This window comes from Cellvibrio fibrivorans, from assembly GCF_031457055.1.
GTDB lineage: Bacteria > Pseudomonadota > Gammaproteobacteria > Pseudomonadales > Cellvibrionaceae > Cellvibrio > Cellvibrio fibrivorans.
In genome coordinates this window covers 267896-287388 of the sequence record NZ_JAVDVX010000001.1, presented here as the reverse complement: position 1 = coordinate 287388, position 19493 = coordinate 267896, and the positions used below count along the sequence as shown (strand labels likewise).

14 protein-coding genes are annotated in these 19493 nt (G+C 51.0%); 10 read left to right on the top strand and 4 right to left on the bottom strand.

Annotation, left to right across the window (positions count from 1 at the left end; genetic code table 11):
• Positions 1 to 11: 11 nt before the first annotated feature.
• Both J2X05_RS01305 and J2X05_RS01300 read right to left on the bottom strand, forming a co-directional pair.
• Positions 12 to 2546 carry a LamG domain-containing protein gene (locus tag J2X05_RS01305; RefSeq protein ID WP_374725242.1) on the bottom strand — a complete coding sequence of 845 codons (2535 nt, stop codon included), beginning with the start codon at positions 2544 to 2546 and terminating at the stop codon, positions 12 to 14.
• Positions 2547 to 2551: 5 nt separating this feature from the next.
• The gene (locus J2X05_RS01300; protein WP_374725248.1) at positions 2552 to 3754 is read right to left on the bottom strand and encodes a hypothetical protein; all 1203 of its coding nucleotides are present in this window, start codon (positions 3752 to 3754) and stop codon (positions 2552 to 2554) included.
• Between the two features lie 483 nt (positions 3755 to 4237).
• On the opposite strand from J2X05_RS01300, the gene J2X05_RS01295 reads away from it, so the two are divergent.
• From J2X05_RS01295 to J2X05_RS01270, 6 genes are read left to right on the top strand one after another with little or no spacing between them, the layout of a single operon-like run.
• Complete coding sequence (locus J2X05_RS01295; protein WP_310067651.1) at positions 4238 to 7141, top strand: HzsA-related protein; 2904 nt, start codon at positions 4238 to 4240, stop codon at positions 7139 to 7141.
• 6 nt (positions 7142 to 7147) lie between these two features.
• Entirely contained in the window at positions 7148 to 7960 is an 813-nt protein-coding gene (locus J2X05_RS01290; RefSeq protein WP_310067647.1) for an SH3 domain-containing protein, read from the top strand.
• Complete coding sequence (locus J2X05_RS01285) at positions 7930 to 8595, top strand: outer membrane beta-barrel domain-containing protein (RefSeq protein WP_310067644.1); 666 nt, start codon at positions 7930 to 7932, stop codon at positions 8593 to 8595. Before J2X05_RS01290 ends, J2X05_RS01285 begins: the two co-directional genes overlap by 31 nt.
• Positions 8596 to 8618: 23 nt before the next feature.
• Positions 8619 to 9122 carry a TlpA family protein disulfide reductase gene (locus J2X05_RS01280; RefSeq protein ID WP_374725241.1) on the top strand — a complete coding sequence of 168 codons (504 nt, stop codon included), beginning with the start codon at positions 8619 to 8621 and terminating at the stop codon, positions 9120 to 9122.
• Positions 9119 to 9343 carry a DUF4266 domain-containing protein gene (locus tag J2X05_RS01275; RefSeq protein ID WP_310067642.1) on the top strand — a complete coding sequence of 75 codons (225 nt, stop codon included), beginning with the start codon at positions 9119 to 9121 and terminating at the stop codon, positions 9341 to 9343. Before J2X05_RS01280 ends, J2X05_RS01275 begins: the two co-directional genes overlap by 4 nt.
• Positions 9330 to 10490: a DUF3570 domain-containing protein gene (locus tag J2X05_RS01270; RefSeq protein WP_310067640.1), complete on the top strand. Its 1161-nt coding sequence runs from the start codon at positions 9330 to 9332 to the stop codon at positions 10488 to 10490. Before J2X05_RS01275 ends, J2X05_RS01270 begins: the two co-directional genes overlap by 14 nt.
• Positions 10491 to 10526: 36 nt before the next feature.
• Here J2X05_RS01270 and mdoH read toward each other — a convergent pair whose 3' ends face one another.
• Both mdoH and J2X05_RS01260 read right to left on the bottom strand, forming a co-directional pair.
• Entirely contained in the window at positions 10527 to 12455 is a 1929-nt protein-coding gene (gene mdoH, locus J2X05_RS01265) for a glucans biosynthesis glucosyltransferase MdoH (RefSeq protein ID WP_310067638.1), read from the bottom strand.
• 1 nt (position 12456) lies between these two features.
• Positions 12457 to 14079: an OpgD/OpgG family glucan biosynthesis protein gene (locus J2X05_RS01260; protein ID WP_310067636.1), complete on the bottom strand. Its 1623-nt coding sequence runs from the start codon at positions 14077 to 14079 to the stop codon at positions 12457 to 12459.
• A 285-nt stretch (positions 14080 to 14364) separates the two neighbouring features.
• On the opposite strand from J2X05_RS01260, the gene J2X05_RS01255 reads away from it, so the two are divergent.
• The 4 genes from J2X05_RS01255 to rho all read left to right on the top strand — a co-directional run bounded on the left by J2X05_RS01255 (position 14365) and on the right by rho (position 19371).
• Entirely contained in the window at positions 14365 to 14682 is a 318-nt protein-coding gene (locus J2X05_RS01255) for a hypothetical protein (RefSeq protein ID WP_310067634.1), read from the top strand.
• 109 nt (positions 14683 to 14791) lie between these two features.
• Entirely contained in the window at positions 14792 to 17203 is a 2412-nt protein-coding gene (locus J2X05_RS01250) for a response regulator (protein WP_310067630.1), read from the top strand.
• A gap of 145 nt (positions 17204 to 17348) precedes the next feature.
• Positions 17349 to 17678 carry a thioredoxin TrxA gene (gene trxA, locus J2X05_RS01245; RefSeq protein WP_133679746.1) on the top strand — a complete coding sequence of 110 codons (330 nt, stop codon included), beginning with the start codon at positions 17349 to 17351 and terminating at the stop codon, positions 17676 to 17678.
• Between the two features lie 433 nt (positions 17679 to 18111).
• The gene (rho, locus tag J2X05_RS01240) at positions 18112 to 19371 is read left to right on the top strand and encodes a transcription termination factor Rho (RefSeq protein WP_062064458.1); all 1260 of its coding nucleotides are present in this window, start codon (positions 18112 to 18114) and stop codon (positions 19369 to 19371) included.
• Positions 19372 to 19493: the final 122 nt, after the last annotated feature.

Genomic DNA, 19493 nt, shown 5'->3' with positions numbered 1-19493 from the left:
TGCTCCGGTAATTACTGCAACAGCATCACTGCACTGCCCATGGCGGCGGCGCAGGTAGCTTTGACGGTGGTGGCGGTGCGGTTGCTGGTGCAACTATTGTTCGCAGCGCAAGCGGTCATTCGGTCGATCAGCTGGTTCAGCTCCGCGCGAATTTCTGCTGGATTGGCTTGGTTGCTGAGGGCGCCACCCGAGGCGATATCGCTTGCCAGCAGGTTTTTCAGCAGCGGGTCGATAATCTGGCTGCGGCCTGTGGCATCAAATGCGGTACCAGCGCCAGCGCCAAAATTAAAACCGCTGAAGTAACTAGTGCGCAGGCTGGTATCGTTCACCAGCGCGTTGCAGTAGGCCACCGCGAGTTGGGTTACGCCCATTTGCTGCGCGGCCAAAAAGCCTTCGATATTGGTCAGGGTTGGCAACTGCTGTTCGACTTTGGTGTAAGTGGTTTTCACCGCTGGTGTGGTTTTGCTTACGCCGGTCATGGCTGCAAGAGTGGCGTTGATCTCGGCAAAGTTGCGCAGGCCGATGTGCGCCTGGCCGGGGATATCTGCCGGTGTCGCTGGTGGCGGCACGACCACTTCCGCACGGCTATAAGTATTGCTGCCGATCTGGTCGAAGGTGAGGAAAAACTGGTCCTGATCAGGCCCTTGTTTCATCTCTACAATCGTGCCGAGCGTCGATAGGGTTTGGCGGCCTTCAACCATCTGTGCGGCGCTTATTTTGGTATCCAGATTGGCAAATACCTGACCGACCGGCGCTTCAGTGCCGTTAACGCCGATGCGAAGGCCTTTCAAATCCACTTCGCCAGTTATTTTTTGGTCGCCCAGATTGGTGAAGAAAGGCGAGCTGAACAGATAGGCATAATCGTCAAACTGCTGCACATCAAACACGATAAAACTCAGCGGCGTGCCGACCAATTCCGAGACGTTAAACAGCAGCAGATATTTTGCACCTACGCCCACATCAAAGTTGGTTTTGATATCGCCTGCGCTCATGGCGCGTTTGTGGATCGCGAGGAAGCGGATGCTGCCCGCCCAAGGGCGGTTGTTGGACACATCGTTACCAATCGCGAGTGCAAAGCTACTGTCCCAATCTTTTAATACCGCGCCCGCATCGGGATCAGTATCACCAGTAAATTCGCCGTTCACATAAATGCGGCGGCCGCGGATTGGGTCAAAGGTAACCACTACATGTTGCAAGCTGGCTTGCAGGATTTCTTTGTTGGCCGCTGTGGCTAATTCATCCAGGCCATTTTCATCGCTCATGGAGGTGCGGTTCAAAAAGCTGTAGTTATACTCGTACTGGCCGAGGGTGAAGTTGCGGGTGGTATTGCTGCCCGAGTAGGTGACTATACGTGCGGGGTTATTGTCATTGTCGCCCTGCACCACATTGTCGGGAATCACCCAGGCTTCAATCGAGTATTCTCCGGCTGCACGCAGCAAATCGTAGAACTTGCGGCTGTCGCCGGTGGAGGCTTGTGCCTTTCCGGTATCTTTAAATTTCAAACCCCAGGCGCTGCTCCAGCCGACATTGCCAATCAGGTTGAGGTTGGCGACCGGGTCTACCCCGGCGGTGTCGTAGGCAATGCTGCCTTTGCCCGTCTTAAACTCGTATTTGGCGATGATATCGGTATCGATGCGGCCGCCGCTGGTGACCACAAAGGCATCGCTCAATCCGACCGCTTTACTGATTACCAAGTCTGGATCGACGGTGATTGGAACTATAGTGTCAGCAAAGGCAGTGATGGCGGCTTGCATCTCGGCGGCATCCTGACTGCAGTTGCTCCAGCAGTTGTGACCGTCGAATGAAAGGCGTTGTACAAAACGCGAGGCTGCGGGGTTATCCAGACGCATGCGGGTTTTAGCTGCCTCGTAAGCGGCCTCGACCCGGCTGCTTGCGAAATAGGGTTGCTGGCGGGTGATCGCACTTTCGCTATGGCACTGTGCGCAGTATTCGGTTAGCACCGGGTACACGGTAGTCGAGAAGGCTGCCGGACTATCGGGGAATACTTTGCTGCTACTCAGGTCTTTTTCGGCGGGCGGGGTTAGCACCACGCTGTTGGCGGTGGTGCCGGTATTGCCCGCCCAAGCTGTGATCCAGGTGGTCATGATATCGCCACAGGCGACCGGATCGGCGAGCCAGCAGTTATGCCCAGCCGCAACCTTGGTGACCAGGCGCGACTGCGCCGGGTTGCCGAGGCTGACCAAACCGTTATCGATTACGGCGGCGTAAGCGAGGTTGATATCATCTCCACGGGCAAATTCCGGTGCTTGTTTGCCCTGGGTATGGCAGCCACCGCAGCGGCTTTCACGGGCGATATTTATCCACAGATTATTCTGAAATTTGGTGATGTCGGCGGTAGAGGCGGGGTTGCTGCCTTTGTAGCTGAAATCATCGCCGCCTCCATTACCGGGGTTGGTATTGGGGTTAGTTTCAGTTTTGGAGCCAGAGCCAGAGCCACAACCGGCTAATGTAGCCAGCAACGCGATAAGCAATAATCCTGAGCGCAACTGAAAAGTGGAGCATAACTGGATTGTATTCACGGTCATCTCCCCTATTGGCCTTTACAGTAGTTGGCGGTGTCGATAAACACCTGCTTCAACTGGTAGTTGTTGGCGGCAAAGTTCTGGGTAAATTCCTCGACCTTGGCTCTATCGGTGGCATCGCCCGGTTTGCGCAGGCATACGTTTTGGAACACTTTCTCAACTTGGCAACTGGCGAAGGCTTTGGAATGTGCCAGTTCCATATTCATGCTCTTCGCGCCGCTACCCATACCGGACAATGCCGGTGAATTCCACGCCCAGCCCAAATGGCTGTTCTGGCCTTTACGCCAGTAGTTTTGCCAATCGTCATTGGTGGTCACATAACCGGGTTTAAAGGTGGAGCTGTTGATCCGGTACTTCTTCTCCACACGACTGTTGGTATCAGGGTCGATGACACCCTCGCTGTTGTAGTGGATTGCGCCATTCACACCATCCGGATCGGCAGTGATATCGAATTCGTAATCATAATAGGCGTAGGCTTTGGCCATTGGGTCCATGCCGTTGTGGCAACCGATGCAGTTGTTGAGGAATACACGGCTATCGCCGCCGGGGCTACGGCTTACATCCTGGCGGATAAAATCCGGCACCAGGGAGGTGTCGTGTACTTGCTCAAGGTCGCGGCAAAGATGGTTGACCAAAGTAAAACGGAACATGGCGCGGTTAGTACCCGCGATAAAAAAGGCTTTGGCGGCCGCACGGCTAGTGATGATGCCGGAGGTAGCCGAGGCAGGAAGCCCGTTTATTGTCGATTGGGTGCGACGCACCAGCGTGTCTTTCAAACTGATGCCCAGATTTTCCAGTGCTTCATAGTGCTCGTTGTTACTGTTGGAGTAGGTGGGCAGACCGCTGGCATTGCTGGTGTAAATCACATCGTCGTAAAGCGCGGTACGAAAATCCGCATCGTCGCGCACAAGGCCGATAACGGTGGCGGTGTAGTCATTGAGTGGGGCGAAAACAGTCTGGTCGCGGTTGGTCCAGGGCGTCGCCATATTTTTCAGCGTGACGCTGTAAAAGGACTCGTTGTTCATGGCGATTTTTACCGCTTCAGCGACTTGGCCTGCATCTATCTGCGCTGCCATTTGCAGCAGCACTGCTTCCGAGGGCGGCACACCGGCGACGCGGTTGTGGATTTGTACGGCCTGCTCGCGCGAGCCCGCTTGAGCGAGGGAGGAGCTGATGGCGAAAACGAGAAGGCCTGTTGCGAACCTTGCAATAAGGCTCGATAACAAAGGCCCTCCCTTGGGCGACCCGGTATGGGGCGGCAGGAAAGATAGGTTGTTCACGGTTGCTCCCAAAGAGTTCTGGTTGCCTGGCTGATTTACCAGCAGGGCAATCTTTTTAGGTAGAGAAGGATCAGATTATAGTCAGCACATGGGATGAAACATGTGCCTAATTAGAGTAAGCCTTTGCCTACTTAATCACAGATCTACAAGACAGGCGCTTAGATCAACATATATCAGTGCGGTGGCGCGCAGACGAGGGTTGGCATTCGTCGCACTAACCAAAGGATTTCACCGTCTTTCGTGATTAAATCGAGAGAATGGCGCACAGGTTTGCCTGACAATTATCTGCACCGGCGCTGTTGGCTATCTTTATTGGCAAGAGCGACTATAACTTTCCCCATCAACCTCATCCGGTGCAACCTGCTGACCTCGTCCCAAAAGGGGTATAAGCCAGTGCGATATAAGGCAAATGTTATGAATCTCTGCGAGTCTCTTCTTCGCCAGCGTTTTCTATTGGCGGCCAGTTTGTTAGTGCTGCTGCCGGGATTGAGTTCCTGTGGCGGTGGTAGCGGTGGCGGGAGCAATGGCGGCGGGCAACAGCCTGATCCGGTGGTGGTGGATTTGCCTATCGCCTACATAGAGCGCCCGATCCCGCTGGATGAGGACGGAGAGCCGGTGTTTCCCGATGTGTTTGAGCCAGCGGCATTTAATCCTGGAGCCAAACTCTTTATTAAGGCGCGCGCCACTGCCCAAGCGGCAGCGGTGGATATCAGCTCTGCCGCTTTCCCATTGGAAGATTTTCCGGTTGAAGATTTCCCCGATGGGCCGCTATACGATGTTAAAGATATATCGGTACACCCGGATGGACAAAAGTTGATTTTTGCCATGCGTGCGCCGGAGATTGAAGGCGCCGATGAAGAGGATCAGCCCACTTGGAATATCTGGGAATACCAGTTGGAGACTAAAGTTCTGCGCCGGATTATCAGCGCCGATATAGTCGCTGAAGCCGGGCAAGATATTTCTCCTCGCTATCTCACCGATGGTCGCATCCTCTTTGCGTCCACGCGCCAGACGCGCAGTAAGGCGATTTTGTTGGATGACGGCAAGCCCCAGTATATTGCCGGTATTGATAGCGACCGCAATGAACCTGCCTACGTACTGCACACCATGAAGGATGATGGTACTGATATACAACAAATCACCTATAACCAGAGCCACGATATACAGCCGGGCTTGTTGCCTGATGGTCGCGTGTTTTATATGCGTTGGGACAGGCTAGGGAATAACAATCTCAGTCTCTATACAGTCAATCCAGATGGCACTAACAGCCAGATTTATTACGGCCACAATAGCCTAAATGAAAGTCCGGACGATGATACCCAGACTACGCCGCGTCTATTTAACCTCAATACCATGCCCGATGGCCGAATCGCCGCCATCCTTAAGCCCAGTGGCGCATTGCTTGGCGGCGATATGGTGGTAATTGACGGCGCTGGTTTTAGTGAAAACAACCGTCCAGTACCTGGCGCTACAGGAATGAGTGCGGCCGGACAGGAGCGCATCTCTATACTGCCGGTGAATATCCGGGAGGGCGATGGCGAAATTTCGACACATGGACGTTTTGCCTCGCTCTACCCGTTGTACGATGGCACTAACCGTCTGCTGGTGAGTTGGAGCCAATGCCGATTGCAAGAGCCGTTGACCGAGCGTTTATTGCCTTGTACTGAAGCGAATCTTGCTATCCCCGATATTGAAGAGGCTGAGCCTTTTTACGGTATCTGGATTTACAACATTGCCCAACAAACTCAACAACCAGTAGTTCTGGCCAAAGCCGGCGTGATGTATACCGATGCGGTCTCGCTCGAAAAAATTACTCCACCGACCTATTTTCGCTCTGAGGTGGATACCCAATTAGCGCAGGAGGCAGTGGGGGTGCTGCATATCCGCAGTGTTTATGACGTCGATGGGGTTTTCGGCCGCTACGGTTTTAATAACGCCCCCGCGAACCTTGCCGCTATGGCAGCAGCGCCTGCTTCCCAGCGGCCTGCACGCTTTTTGCGCCTTATCAAAGCGGTTTCCATGCCCGACAACGATACACTCGATTTTGAAGGTACTGCCTTTGGTGTGAGTGGCGGGGTGATGCGCGAGATTCTCGGCTATGCGCCCATCGAACCGGATGGCTCGGTGAAAGTGAAAGTGCCAGCTGATGTCGCTTTTACTATCGAAATCCTCGATGCCAATGGTCGTCGCATCAGCCCTTTGCACAATAATTGGTTACAACTGCGCCCAGGCGAAGTGCGCGAATGCAACGGTTGCCACAACAACCAGAATGATGTGGCTCATGGTCGTGCCGGTGCGGAAGCTGTAGCGCTTAATCAAGGGGCGGCAACTAGCGGCGTACAGTTTCTCAACACCATCCGCTTTGACGCTTTAGGTACACCCATTGCACCCAGCATGGGCGAGACTATGGCGGAATTTGCCACCCGATCCACCTTTTGTGAAACCCCCGGCAATCCTGCAAGCTGTACCCCCGTTGCCCAGCGTCAGCCGAGTGTGGATATTGTCTTCAATGATGAGTGGACAGATACAACCGTGCGCGCCAAAGATACCAGTTTTGAGTATCGTTACAGCGCACTCGCTGAAGATCCTGCGCAAATTCACGCGCCCACAGCGGAAGCGTGCATTGATCCGGATGGCTGGAGCAGTCTGTGCCGTGTCATCATCAATTACGAAACCCATATCCAACCGCTCTGGGAACGCAGCCGTATGGTCGATGCCGTCGAGCGTCAGTGCATCGGCTGTCATAGTCGTAATACTACCGATGCCAATGGCAATGCGCTTGTGCAGGTTCCGGCAGGTCAGCTAGAGTTGACCAATCAGCCATCAGATTTAAACAATGATCATATGACTGCTTATCGCGAGTTGCTCAGTGCAGATTTACGTCAGATCCTCACCGATGATATGGCGGGTCTCACGGACAATATTCCGGTATGCGAATTTGTCGTAGATGAAGATGCGATTCCCGAGTGTGTGGTGACTCTGGATGTCGACGGCAATCCCACTTGTGAAGGTGTAGTGGATTGTCCCTTTGTGCAGCAGGAGGTCACCGATGAGTTGGGCGTAGTGGAATTGGTGTTGGTGTTAGATGCCGACGGCAATCCAATTCCCCTTACCCGCCAGATTGGTGTGTCGCCCTCCATGTCCACCGGTGGCGCCCGTGCCAGCGCCAGATTTTTTAATCGCTTTGCCAATTTTGATGCGGCAACGGATACTGTCGATCATCGCGGCTGGCTCAATAACAGCGAGCTGAAATTATTATCGGAATGGCTGGATATTCGCGCGGCTTATTACAACAATCCTTTTGACTCGGTAGATTGATTTTCAATGACGATTTTCGGCGCATCACAACAACAAAAACACTCGCGCATCTCTTCGTTGATCGGGCGTCTGTTCGCGAGTTGTTTACTGCTGGCGGGGCAACCGGTTCTGGCGCAGGGTTGGTTCAGTAATTGGTTTGTTGCGCAAGAGCCACTACAGGTCAGCGTTGATGAGGCATTTATCAATGTCTACTCCGGCCCGGGGCGCGGCTATCCGATTTTCCATGTAGTCGAGCGCGAAGAAATTATCACCCTGTTAAAAAGCCGCACTGAATGGATCAAAATTAAAACCAGGCGTGGCATTGTCGGCTGGATCAAGCGCGACGATATGGAATTCACCCTCGCGCTTGATGGCAGCAAACCAGAATTTCCTGATAGCAAACAAGCTGATTATTTGGTTGATCGGTTTGAAATGGGGGCGGCTTATGGCGATTTTGCCGGTGCCGATAGCCTGACCATGAATATAGGGTATCGCTTCACCAAAAATTTATCTGCGGAGTTGCGCTACGCCGAAAATACCGGGCAGTTTTCTGACAGCCAAATTATTGCCGGCGGTATTTTATTCCAGCCATTTCCAGAGCTGCGCGCATCACCTTTTTTAAGTATCGGTGGTGGCACTATCAACACCTATCCCAGTTCAACACTGGTGCAAACGGAAGATCGTGAAGACAATTTATTGCAGGCCAGTTTGGGCACTTACGTCCATATTACTGGCCGTTTTTTTCTGCGGGTGGAATACACCAATCACTACATAATCACCAGCCGCAATACCAATGACGAGGTTAATGAATGGAAAGTTGGATTCAACGTCTTTTTCTAAGCGCACTGCTACTGGGTTTAACTGGTATTAACAGCAGTGCTTACGCGCAGGATGACGGCTCCAGTGATGACGATGAGTTGGAGCAAATCATTACTCCCGATATCAAGCGCCGCACAATTAAAGAAGATGATCTGGACAGTGAAAACTTTGAAATGGGCATCTTTTATGGGCTGCTTAGTATTGAAGATTTCGGTACCAACGATGTAGTGGGAATTACATTTGCCTACCACATCACGGAGGACTTTTTTGTTGAAGCGGCTTACGGTATGAGCAAAACCGAAAAAACCAGCTATGAGTTATTGAGTGGCGGTGTGGAGTTGCTTACCGATGATGAGCGCGATTTGAGTTATTACAATATTTCACTCGGCTACAATTTTTTGCACGGACAGGTTTTTATTTCTGACAAGTGGACCTTCAATAATCATTTCTACATAGTTGCCGGTGCAGGCAATACCGATTTTGCTGCGAAGGATTATTTCACTACCAATTTCGGTGCCGGCCTGCGTTTTTATACTACCGATTGGTTGGCGTTGGATTTAAGTATGCGCGGCCACAGCTTTACACATGAATTGTTTGGTGAAAGTAAAACCATTACCAATCTCGAATCGCGTTTGGGATTGTCGTTATTTTTCTAGCGTTAATTGTTGGAGTTAGTGATATGTCACTGCAAAAATTTGTATCCAAAAAAATACTGGGGTTAGGGGTAATGCTCGCTGCAGGCCTCTTCGCGGTTAACGCCAGCGCAGACGCCGCGCCCGATTTCACCCTGCCCAGCAGCACCGGTGAAAATGTGCGTTTGGCTGAGCAGCGTGGGCAGGTGGTGATGTTGAATTTCTGGGCGTCCTGGTGTGGCCCTTGCCGCAAGGAAATGCCATTGCTGGATGAAATGTCCAAGCGCTACAGCGCAGCCGGTTTTGTGCTCTACGGTGTAAATGTGGAAGAGGACAATACCGATGCAAAAAAATTAATTAAAGAATTAGGCGTGAGCTTTCCGATTCTGTATGACACAGAAAGTAAAGCCAGCAGTTTGTATAATGTCGATGCTATGCCGACTACTGTGGTGATTGATAAAAAAGGTGAGATCCGCTTCGTCAACCGCGGTTACAAAGCGGGTGATGAAAACAAATACCGCGACCAAATCCGCGAGCTGATCAAAGAATGATACTTCGCCGCCTGCTTTTTATTGTGCTGCTGTTTAGCATCGCCGCCTGTAGTCCCATCAAGCCTTGGGTAAAACCTTATGAACGGCAAAAAATCGCCGATGAAATCATGAGCTTTGAACGCAATCCCATCGCCGATTCTTACTTGCATCACGTCTACGATGCACGCGAAGCGGCGCGCGGTGGCGATGGTGCATCGGGAGGTGGCTGTGGTTGTAATTAACCGTTTACTGTTATTGGTGTTGACGCTGGCGAGTAGTTTTTTACAGGCCGCGGTTTTGCCTGATGAGCGCATTGATGTGCTTTATCACGGTTACGATGGTGGCGGTGCGGAAATTAATGGCCCTTCAATTTTAGTGCGCAAAAATCTTGGTGCATCGGTATCGGTTGCTGCGAATTATTATGTGGATATGGTGAGCAGTGCATCGATTGACGTGCAAGCTACTGCCAGCCCCTACAGTGAAGAGCGCAAAGAAAATGGCATTAGCGGTCAATACCTGATTGATCGCTCCACGATAAGTTTGGGTTATACCAGTAGTAAAGAAAATGATTACGATGCATCGACTTACACCTTTGGTATCGACCAGAGTTTTTTTGGCGATTTAACTACGCTCGGTTTTGGCGTTAGTTTTGGTGAAGATGTTGTTGGCCAAAATACTGACCCAACTTATGAACGCAACTTGGAGCGGCGGAAATACAGTGTCAATGCTTCGCAAATTGTGACAAAAAATTTATTGGCTTCGTTCAGTTTTGACAGTGTCAGCGATCAATGTCTTGATCTCACTCAGGATGAAAGTTGCTTGAATAACCCCTACCGCTCGGTGCGCTATTTAAGTGGCACGGGGGGGTATCTCTATCAATCAGAACTTTATCCACATACACGCAATAGCGATGCATTCGGTTTGCGAGCGATATATTACTTGCCCTATCGCGCGTCAATACGAGCTGAAGTGCGCCAATTTTCCGATAGCTGGGGTATTGATGCGGATAACTTTGAATTGCGCTATTTACACCCTTATCGCGAGCAATGGCTATTTGAAGTTAAATATCGGATGTATAAACAAACGGGCGCCGATTTTTACTCGGATTTATTTCCCTATCGCGATGCGCAAAACTTTTTGGCACGCGATAAAGAGTTAAGCCCGTTCTCATCGACTACGATTGGCTTGGGAGTAACCTATAAAGTTCCGGCAGGAGTGATTCCCTGGTTTGAAAAAAGTACCGTGAATCTTAACTGGGATAAATTCGATATCGACTACGATGATTTCCGCGATGCGCGCGTATCGCCTACTGACTATGCCGCAGGTGAAGAGCCGCTCTACAGTTTGCAGGCTGATGTAATTCGCTTTTACCTGTCCTTCTGGTTTTAAAAAACACCAGTGTGATTGATTCACACTGGTTTGAGCCTAGCGCTTTACCGGCACGTAATCATCCATGGCGCGATGCGGCATATCCGTCCAATTATCGGCTGGTAAAGCCGGGATCGGTGCGGGTGCAGCCAGTGGCGGATGTTCGACCGCTAAGAGTTCATTCAAGTGCGATAACACCGGGTCTTCGCTGGTCTCATCAGGGCTCAAAAAAATCTTGTGGTTGCGCGTTCCCCGGCCCCAATCGAGGCTGCTGGAGTAGCGCACCAAGGGCGCAGCCAGTACCAGTCCGGTTAATACCGGCAATAACCACCAGAAGAAAATTGGTGCATAGGTGTAGGTCATAAAACCCCATGCGAGCGCTGCGGTGGTCATTTTAGATGTGCGTGCAATACATTCGCCCCAAGGCAATAAACGGCCTTCACGGTCTTGCGAATCCCAGTTCACTTTGAAGCCGAGCAATACGGAAATTACAAAGTAGGCGTGATACACCATCATGATCGGCGCAATGAGTACGGCAAAAATCGTCTCGATAATTGTGCCTTTAATGATCGCGCGTGCGCCGCCGAATTGTTTGCGTCTGTGGGTGAGCGCCACTATGACGCCGAGCAATTTGGGACCCATCAACAAGGTTGTGGTGAGCAGGATCAGCGCTACGATCAATTCGGTTTTTGCGATCGGCCAGTTGGGGTAGAGCTGGTACACCTCGGTGAAATAGACGTTTGAGTTGATCGCGCGCACTACAGCGTCGGCAGTACTCAGTACCAGCATCAGCAGCCAGATTAATGAGGTGATGTAGGCGATAGCACCCAACAAAAAATGCATGCGGTTAATGGGGTGCAAATCCTTGGTATCGACAATGCCCAAGTGTTGGATATTGCCCTGCACCCAGCGGCGATCGCGTTTGGCGTAATCGATAATATTGCACGGCACTTCTTCGTAGCTGCCCTCCAGATCGGCAAGCAAAAACACATCCCAACCGGCGCGGCGCAGCATGGCGGCTTCCACAAAATCGTGGCTGAGAATATCGCCCCCAAAAGGCGCCTTACCGGGCAGCGTCGGTAGGCCGCAGTGATCGATAAAGGCGCGCATGCGGATGATGGCATTGTGGCCCCAATAGTTGGCGGCGTCTGTCTGCCAAAAGGCGAGACCAGTCGCGAGCATTGGGCTGTAGAGCACCGCAGCAAACTGTACAAAGCGGCCAAAGAAGGTGGTCTGGCGCACGGGAATCGGAATGGTTTGAATCAAGCCTGTGCGTGGATTGGCTTGCATGGCGCGCACCATTTTCAGCAAGCAATCGCCCGCCATAATGCTGTCGGCGTCCAGCACAATCATGTTTTCGTAGTTCGCACCCCAGCGCTGGCAGAACTCGGCGAGGTTACCCACTTTGCGCGCGATATTTTTCTCGCGGCGGCGATAAAACGCCTGCTTGCCCAAGTCACCCAGGCGCTCCTGCAACAGCTGCCAGGCATCGCGCTCAGCTTGGGCGATAGTCAGGTTGGTGGTGTCACTGAGCAGGAAGAAATCGAAGTGGGCGATCTCTCCGGTCTTTTCCAGCGAGCGCAAAGTCGCCTCAAAACCGGCGATTACGCGGTGAGTATCTTCGTTATAGACTGGCATCACCACCGCAGTGCGGCAGCTGATGGGCGATGTGTCCTCTAGCATGCCTTTGGTGGATTTCAGCGTGAGCGGATCGATGCGCAACATCTGCAAAATAAATCCGAACAAACCGCTCCAGAATGCGAGGGCGAGCCAGGTAAAACTGATGCCGAACAGCACCAGAATAACGGCTTCCAGGGTGGTCAGGTCATTGGCGCGCAGGATATCGAACATGATGTACACGCCGCTAATAGCGGTGAGCACGCTCAGGATCACATACACATAACGGCGCAACGACTTGCCCGGGATGCGTATGGCATCCGCAGGCAAAACAGTTAGGTCAGCGGGGGCGCGAAACTCGTGGGTCATATCAGATTGCATCCGGATACCAGACGTAGCTCCAGACTTCGCTCAGGCGTTGATCGCGCAATTTCAGGAAAACGCGCATATCAGCCACTTTGTTGCCTTCCGGCTCCAGCTTGAAGGAGGCGCGCCAGGTGCGGCCATCTGGCAATTGACGCACTACCAGTTCACTGATGGTGCCCGAGTTCTTTTGCATCTCGGCGACTAGAGGTGCATCGGCAGAGAGGTTGTCCAATTCTCCGCCGCGGAAATCAATTACAAATTTGCGCTTGCTCAGTGGAGGAGGATTGGCTTGGCCGGGGTTGGCGCCCCAACCGATACGAGTGCGGATGACCTTGGCACCGGTGTTTTCGGGCAAGTGATCGTCAAAGGTGCGCAAGCGATATTTAAAGGTGGCGTTGCTGCCCGCCTTCATAGACTTGGCCGGAACCCAGTAGGCGACAACGTTATCGTTGGTTTCGCTGTCGCTCGGTATTTCCACCAATTCTGCACGGCCTTTGCCCCAGTTACCTTCGGGGATAATCCACATGCTCGGGCGCTTCTCGTAGCGGGATTCCATATCCATATAGTGATCAAAATCGCGATCGCGTTGCAGTAAGCCAAAACCGCGCGGATTTTCATCCATCATTGAGGAGACACGCAGTTGACGATGGTTGCTGATCGGGCGCCAGATCCACTCGCCATTTGATGCGGCCATCAATAGACCGTCTGAATCGTGTACTTCAGGGCGGAAGTCATCAACAAAACGGGTATGGTTTTCACCCCACATGTACATACTGGTGAGCGGTGCTACGCCGACCTTAAGGATATCTTTGCGCGCAAAAATCCGCGCTTCCACTGCCATTTCGGTTGGTGCACCGGGAATAATTTCAAAGCGATAGGCGCCGGTAATAGATGGGCTGTCGAGCAGGGCGTACATCACCATGCGTGTATCAGTCGGGCCGGGTTTGACCAGCCAGAATTCACGGAATACGGGGAACTCTTCGCCCTTGGGTTCGGCAGTATCAATTGCCAGGCCGCGTGCCGACAGGCCGTAAGCCAGGCCCGGGCCTACCAAGCGGAAATAGGACGCGCCCTGGAATACAACAAATTCATCTTTGTATTCATTGCTGTTAAGCGGGTAGTGGATACGGAAACCGGCAAAACCAATATTGCCTGGGGCTACGCCGGCCAAAGGTGCGGCAGGGCCGTCGTAATTAAAATACTCTTGTTTGAACTGCACAAAGGCGTCGGGGCCATCGGTGGCCATGTGCAGGGTCACTGGCTCGCGATAGAGGAAGCCGGGATGGAACAATTGCAGCTCGAATAAGGATTCGTTATGCCATAACGATGATTCAGGGCGGAAACGAATTGAGCGGTATTGGTCATAATTCATATTCGCGAGGGCTTCGGGAATATTGGCTTGGATAGGCTTGTATTCGCGGCGCGCCAGTAATTTTGCGCGCGAAGCAATCGCATCAAAGAGTGCAGGTTGGGCAATTTCGGTGGCGGCGGCGGGAGCTACTGCCGGTTGTGGTTGAGCATGGGCGAATCCGGTCAGGCCGGCACTTAATACACAGCTCATCGCCAGGGCGGTTAAACCAGTGCAGGTAAATAATCGGCTACCAGCCTTTGCGTTGTTGAACAACATGCTCATCCACTCTTTCTCCGCGTCGGATTATTGAGATTAATTAATTGAAACCTTGGGTTTGGTTGTGCCGGAGTATATTTCGGCTGCATTGGTGCAAGAATCGGCGCGCATTGTAAACCATCTGCCGCTGAAAATAGCGGGTCAGCTGTTCGCGCTCAAGGCTTTTTTTTACAGTTCTTTGCAGAGTCAGCTGGTGCTTCAAAATGCCCGGTTATTACCAATCAGTCTTTGCGAATGTACCTGCATCAGCTTAACTCAAGTAGTAGTTACTCAAGGAGATTTTTTATGAGCTATCCCGCACCCTCGACCCCGCGCCTCTCAACTAAAGTAGAGCGTCATTCCCAACCTAACTTATTGCCTGTTGTCCGGCGCGTTATCGAACAATTGAACCAGCTTTTTATCGATCACTTCGGCCTTGTGGGTAAAGGTCTTGTTGACGATGTATTCAAGCACTGGCTGCACGCAGGTAAGACCGGCCCATCGGGATTGCGCCATTACGTCTATGCACTGGGTGTTCAGTTGGAAGACCCGGCTGTGCGTAAGGATTTTACCGAACGCGCCGAGCGTTTGTTGTTGCATCTGCAATCCGGCTATGTAAGCTGAGCAACGCCTTTTGCGTGTGATGCTTTCCCTGTGCCTTGCCATAGGGAAAGTGTTGTTTTGCTGCTACACTCAAAGGCATTCCTCACTGGTCTTGCTGCGGTTGGTTGAGATGCCCAACATAAGAAACTACATGCGTGAAAACCCTATAGCCGCGCGGTTGTTGGGGTTGATTATTATCAGCAGCTCGATTGTCACGCTTGTTGCGATTTTGTTGCAGCTCCACAGCAATTTTAACGACGATATAGCCGCGCTTGAAAAACGTCTGGATCAGGTGCGCATCAGTACCCTGGCGAGCATCACTAAAAGTCTGTGGGGATTTGATCAGGAGCAATTGAATATCCAGATCAATAGCGTACTTGCGGTTGATGACGTAGTGCAGGTCAAAGTGGTTTGGCACGATTGGAACAATACCGAGCAGACATTGGTTGCCAGCAATCACGCCTATGACCCACAGGAATTGGAAAATAAACGCAGCCAGTTTTTAGTGCGCAGTTATCCACTCGTCTATGAAGACGCGAGCACGCCGGAGCAGCAGCTGGGTACGCTCACAGTGACCGCCAGCCTCAGCAGTATTTATGATAAATTGTGGGAGCGCGCATTTTTTATTGCATTGGTGCAGGGCACTAAAACGCTGGTGATTGCATTATTTATTGTCTGGCTGGTGCATACATTGTTGACGCGCCATATGAAAACCGTCGCCAACTACGCGCGCAACCTTAATTTGGAAACCCTCACCAAACCACTCAAACTCAAACGCTTAAAAGTCAATTCAGCTTCAGATGAATTGGATAATGTCGTCAACGCAATCAACCACATGCGCGAGACATTGCTTGACGATATCGAGCAGCGCCACGCGATTGAAATGGCTCTGCTCACTGAAAAAGAAGAAAAGCTTGAAACTCGCCGCCAGAAAAATGCAGCGGAAGATGCAAGTCGCGCGAAAAGCCAATTCCTCGCCACCATGAGCCATGAAATCCGCACGCCTATGAACGGAGTGATCGGCATGCTCGAAATGCTGCGCGATACGCCGCTCGATGATAACCAAAAACATTACATCGATGTTATCCACCGCTCGGGCGAAACCCTGCTTACTATCATCAACGATATTCTCGACTACTCCAAAATCGAGGCGGGTAAAATGCGACTCGAAGAAACCACCTTTGAGTTGGATGAGTTGATCGAAAGTTGTGTGCAATTATTTGGTGCTACTGCCAATAAACGTCATATCGAATTGTTTGGGGGGCTTGATCCCGATGTGCCCAAATGGGTGAAGGGCGATCCAACACGGTTGCGCCAAATCATTATTAATTTGCTCGGCAACGCCTTTAAATTTACCACTGAAGGTTTTGTCTCCCTGCAAGTAAAACGTGTTGCGGATTTACCTGAAGATAAAGTTGAGTTGCGTTTTATTGTGCAGGACAGCGGTATCGGTATAGAAATGAGCAGTACGGATGATTTATTTGATTCGTTTAATCAGGCTGATGCTTCCACCACACGCAAATATGGCGGTACTGGTTTGGGGCTGGCAATTTGCAAAAGCCTCGCGGGGTTGATGGATGGCGAAATTGGCGTTGACAGTGTAAAAGGGCGCGGCTCAACCTTTTGGTTTACTGCGCGCTTGGGGCGCGAAGATGTGTGCGATTGGAATAACTCGCCATTGGAGTCCAAAAGCAATTTGTTATCGGGCAAAAAATTATTGTTAGTTGAGTCCAGCCGTACCCTGAGTGAATTTGTTGCGCATCACTGCAGTGTCTGGGGTGTGAGTATGGAGTCAGTTGTCTCGGCAAAAACGGCGCTGACACAACTAAAGCATGCTATGCATTCAGGCGAGCCCTATGATTTTGTCTGCTTTGATTACGCGTTACCTGATGTTACGGGTTTTGAATTGGCGCAATGGATTCGAGAGTTGCCAGAGTTTCGCGAGTTGCCGCTGTGCATGTTCAGCGCCGGCGATATTTATCACGACCAGGGGCAAATGCGCAGTCTTGCGATCCATGCGATTTTGCGCAAACCGGTTTCGATGAAATTGCTGCGTCAGGAATTGATTGCGCTTCTGGGGCATGAGCCGGTGCCGTTGGTTGCCGCCGAGCGGCAAGCCCGCGACCCCGACAAATTTGCCCACTTGCGTGTGCTGGTTGCTGAAGATAATCCGGTCAATCGTATGGTTATCAAGGGCTTGCTTGGCAAGCTTAATATAGTGCCAATCTTTGCTGAAAACGGGGTCGAGGCGTGTGATGCGGTGCAGGATGCCAATGAGCGTTTTAACCTGATTTTGATGGATTGTGAAATGCCGGAAATGGACGGATTTGAAGCAACGCGTGCGATTCGCGATTACGAGCGGCGCGAAGGCCTATCGGCAACCCCGATCATCGCGCTCACCGCCCACGCATTGCAGGAACATCGCGAAGCCGTCTTTGCCAGCGGTATGAATTACTATCTGTCCAAACCCGTTACATTCAATAATCTGTACTCCGCATTTGAAGCGACGGGTTTGGTTAATGCGTTAAATCGCCAGGTTTGAATTTCACTACCGGCGCGCGTATAGCGTTCCCCTATGGCAATGATTGGTTTTTTCTCCTTGCCTGCATTAGGGGCAATCCTTATGATGGCCACAACAAATTGGGTTTCCCTTCACCATTAAATGACCGTCAGGTTTGGAGTTTATTATGAGTAGTGATGCCATTGTGCACGTTAGCGATGCCAGCTTTGAGCAGGAAGTAATAGGTGCAGATTTGCCTGTGCTGGTCGATTTTTGGGCTCCTTGGTGTGGTCCTTGTAAAATGATTGCGCCAATTCTTGATGACTTGGCTGAGCAATTTGAAGGCAAATTAAAAGTCACCAAGCTCAATGTGGATGATCATAAAGAAACGGCAGCCAAATTCAATGTACGCGGTATTCCCACCCTGATCATCTTCAAAAATGGCGCAGCCCACGCCACCAAAGTAGGTGCAGTGAGCAAGCCGCAGTTGGTTGATTTCATCAACTCTGCAATCTAATTGTTGTGGGCCATCGCAAGATGGCCCAATTTGTTTTTGCACTGGGCGATATTTGCCGTTATACTCAGCCCAATCTGATGTTTGTTCCTCCCAGAATCACCTTCCCGATTCCCTTGAACCAGACGAACAAACCCTAATTTCCCTGCTGTTGTTCTTGCCCCGGCATCTGATATAACCAGATAAGCCAATTCATCAGCTCACTTGTACGAACAACACTACAGGGCGATTGAGCGCATGGCGTTGAGCCGGCACGATAGTCAGCGGCTTAATAACAGCAAAAAAACGCAATTCCATTATTTAATTTGACGGATTAATTCAACAGGTTAATTCAAAAGATTAATATCAGCGTGTTAATGTCAACGCGCTGGTTTCACAAGAGTGCCATTCGGCTAATAATCTGCAACAACTCACATCCATCCACAAAGTCTCTCCTATGAATCTCACCGACCTTAAAAAGAAACCGATTGAAGAATTAATTGATATCGCCCACGAAATGGGTTTGGAAAATATCGCCCGCTCGCGCAAACAGGACATTATTTTTAATATCCTTAAACGCCACGCAAAAGGCGGAGAAGATATTTATGGCGACGGTGTGCTGGAAATTTTGGTGGATGGATTCGGTTTTTTGCGTTCAGCCGACAGTTCATATCTTGCAGGCCCTGACGATATTTATGTTTCACCCAGTCAGATCCGCCGCTTCAATTTGCGCACGGGCGATACCATCTCCGGTAAGATCCGCCCACCCAAAGAAGGGGAGCGTTATTTTGCACTGTTAAAAGTCAATGATATTAACTTTGATAAACCGGAAAGCTCCCGCAACAAAATTCTGTTTGAAAACCTCACGCCGCTATTCCCCAATGTTCGCCTGCCACTCGAAGCCGGTAACGGTTCTACCGAAGACCTCACTGGTCGTATCATCGATTTAATTGCCCCCATCGGTAAAGGCCAGCGTGGTTTGATCGTGGCGCCGCCAAAAGCCGGTAAAACCATCATGATGCAAAATATTGCGCAGGCGATTACGCGCAATAATCCTGAGTGTCATTTGATTGTATTGCTGATCGACGAACGTCCGGAAGAAGTAACCGAAATGCAGCGTTCAGTGCGCGGCGAAGTGGTTGCTTCTACTTTCGATGAGCCACCTGCACGTCACGTACAAGTGGCCGATATGGTGATCGAGAAAGCCAAGCGTTTAGTTGAACACAAAAAAGACGTAGTGATTTTGCTCGACTCTATCACCCGTTTGGCGCGCGCCTACAACACCGTCATTCCTTCATCCGGTAAAGTATTAACCGGTGGTGTGGATGCGCACGCTCTTGAGCGCCCCAAACGTTTCTTTGGTGCGGCGCGTAATATCGAAGAGGGCGGCAGCTTGAGTATTATTGCTACCGCGCTTGTCGATACCGGCTCCAAAATGGACGAAGTAATTTACGAAGAGTTTAAAGGTACGGGTAACCTTGAGTTGCACCTTGATCGCAAAATTGCTGAAAAGCGTATTTATCCTGCGATCAACGTGCGTCGTTCAGGTACTCGCCGCGAAGAGTTGTTGATGCGTGAAGATGAGTTGCAGCGCGCGTGGATTCTGCGCCGTTTGTTGAACGATATGGAAGACGTTGCGGCAACGGAATTCTTGCTCGATAAGCTTAAAGACTTCAAAACCAACGACGAATTCTTTATGTCGATGAAACGCAAGTAATATCTTCTATTCTCCTTTTTAAAGGGAGATGCGAAAGAGCTTGTAGCCCGTATGGAGCACAGCGTAATGCGGGAAATTTAAAATCCCGTAGCTGTGATCGATACGGGCTTTCTTTTTTGTGC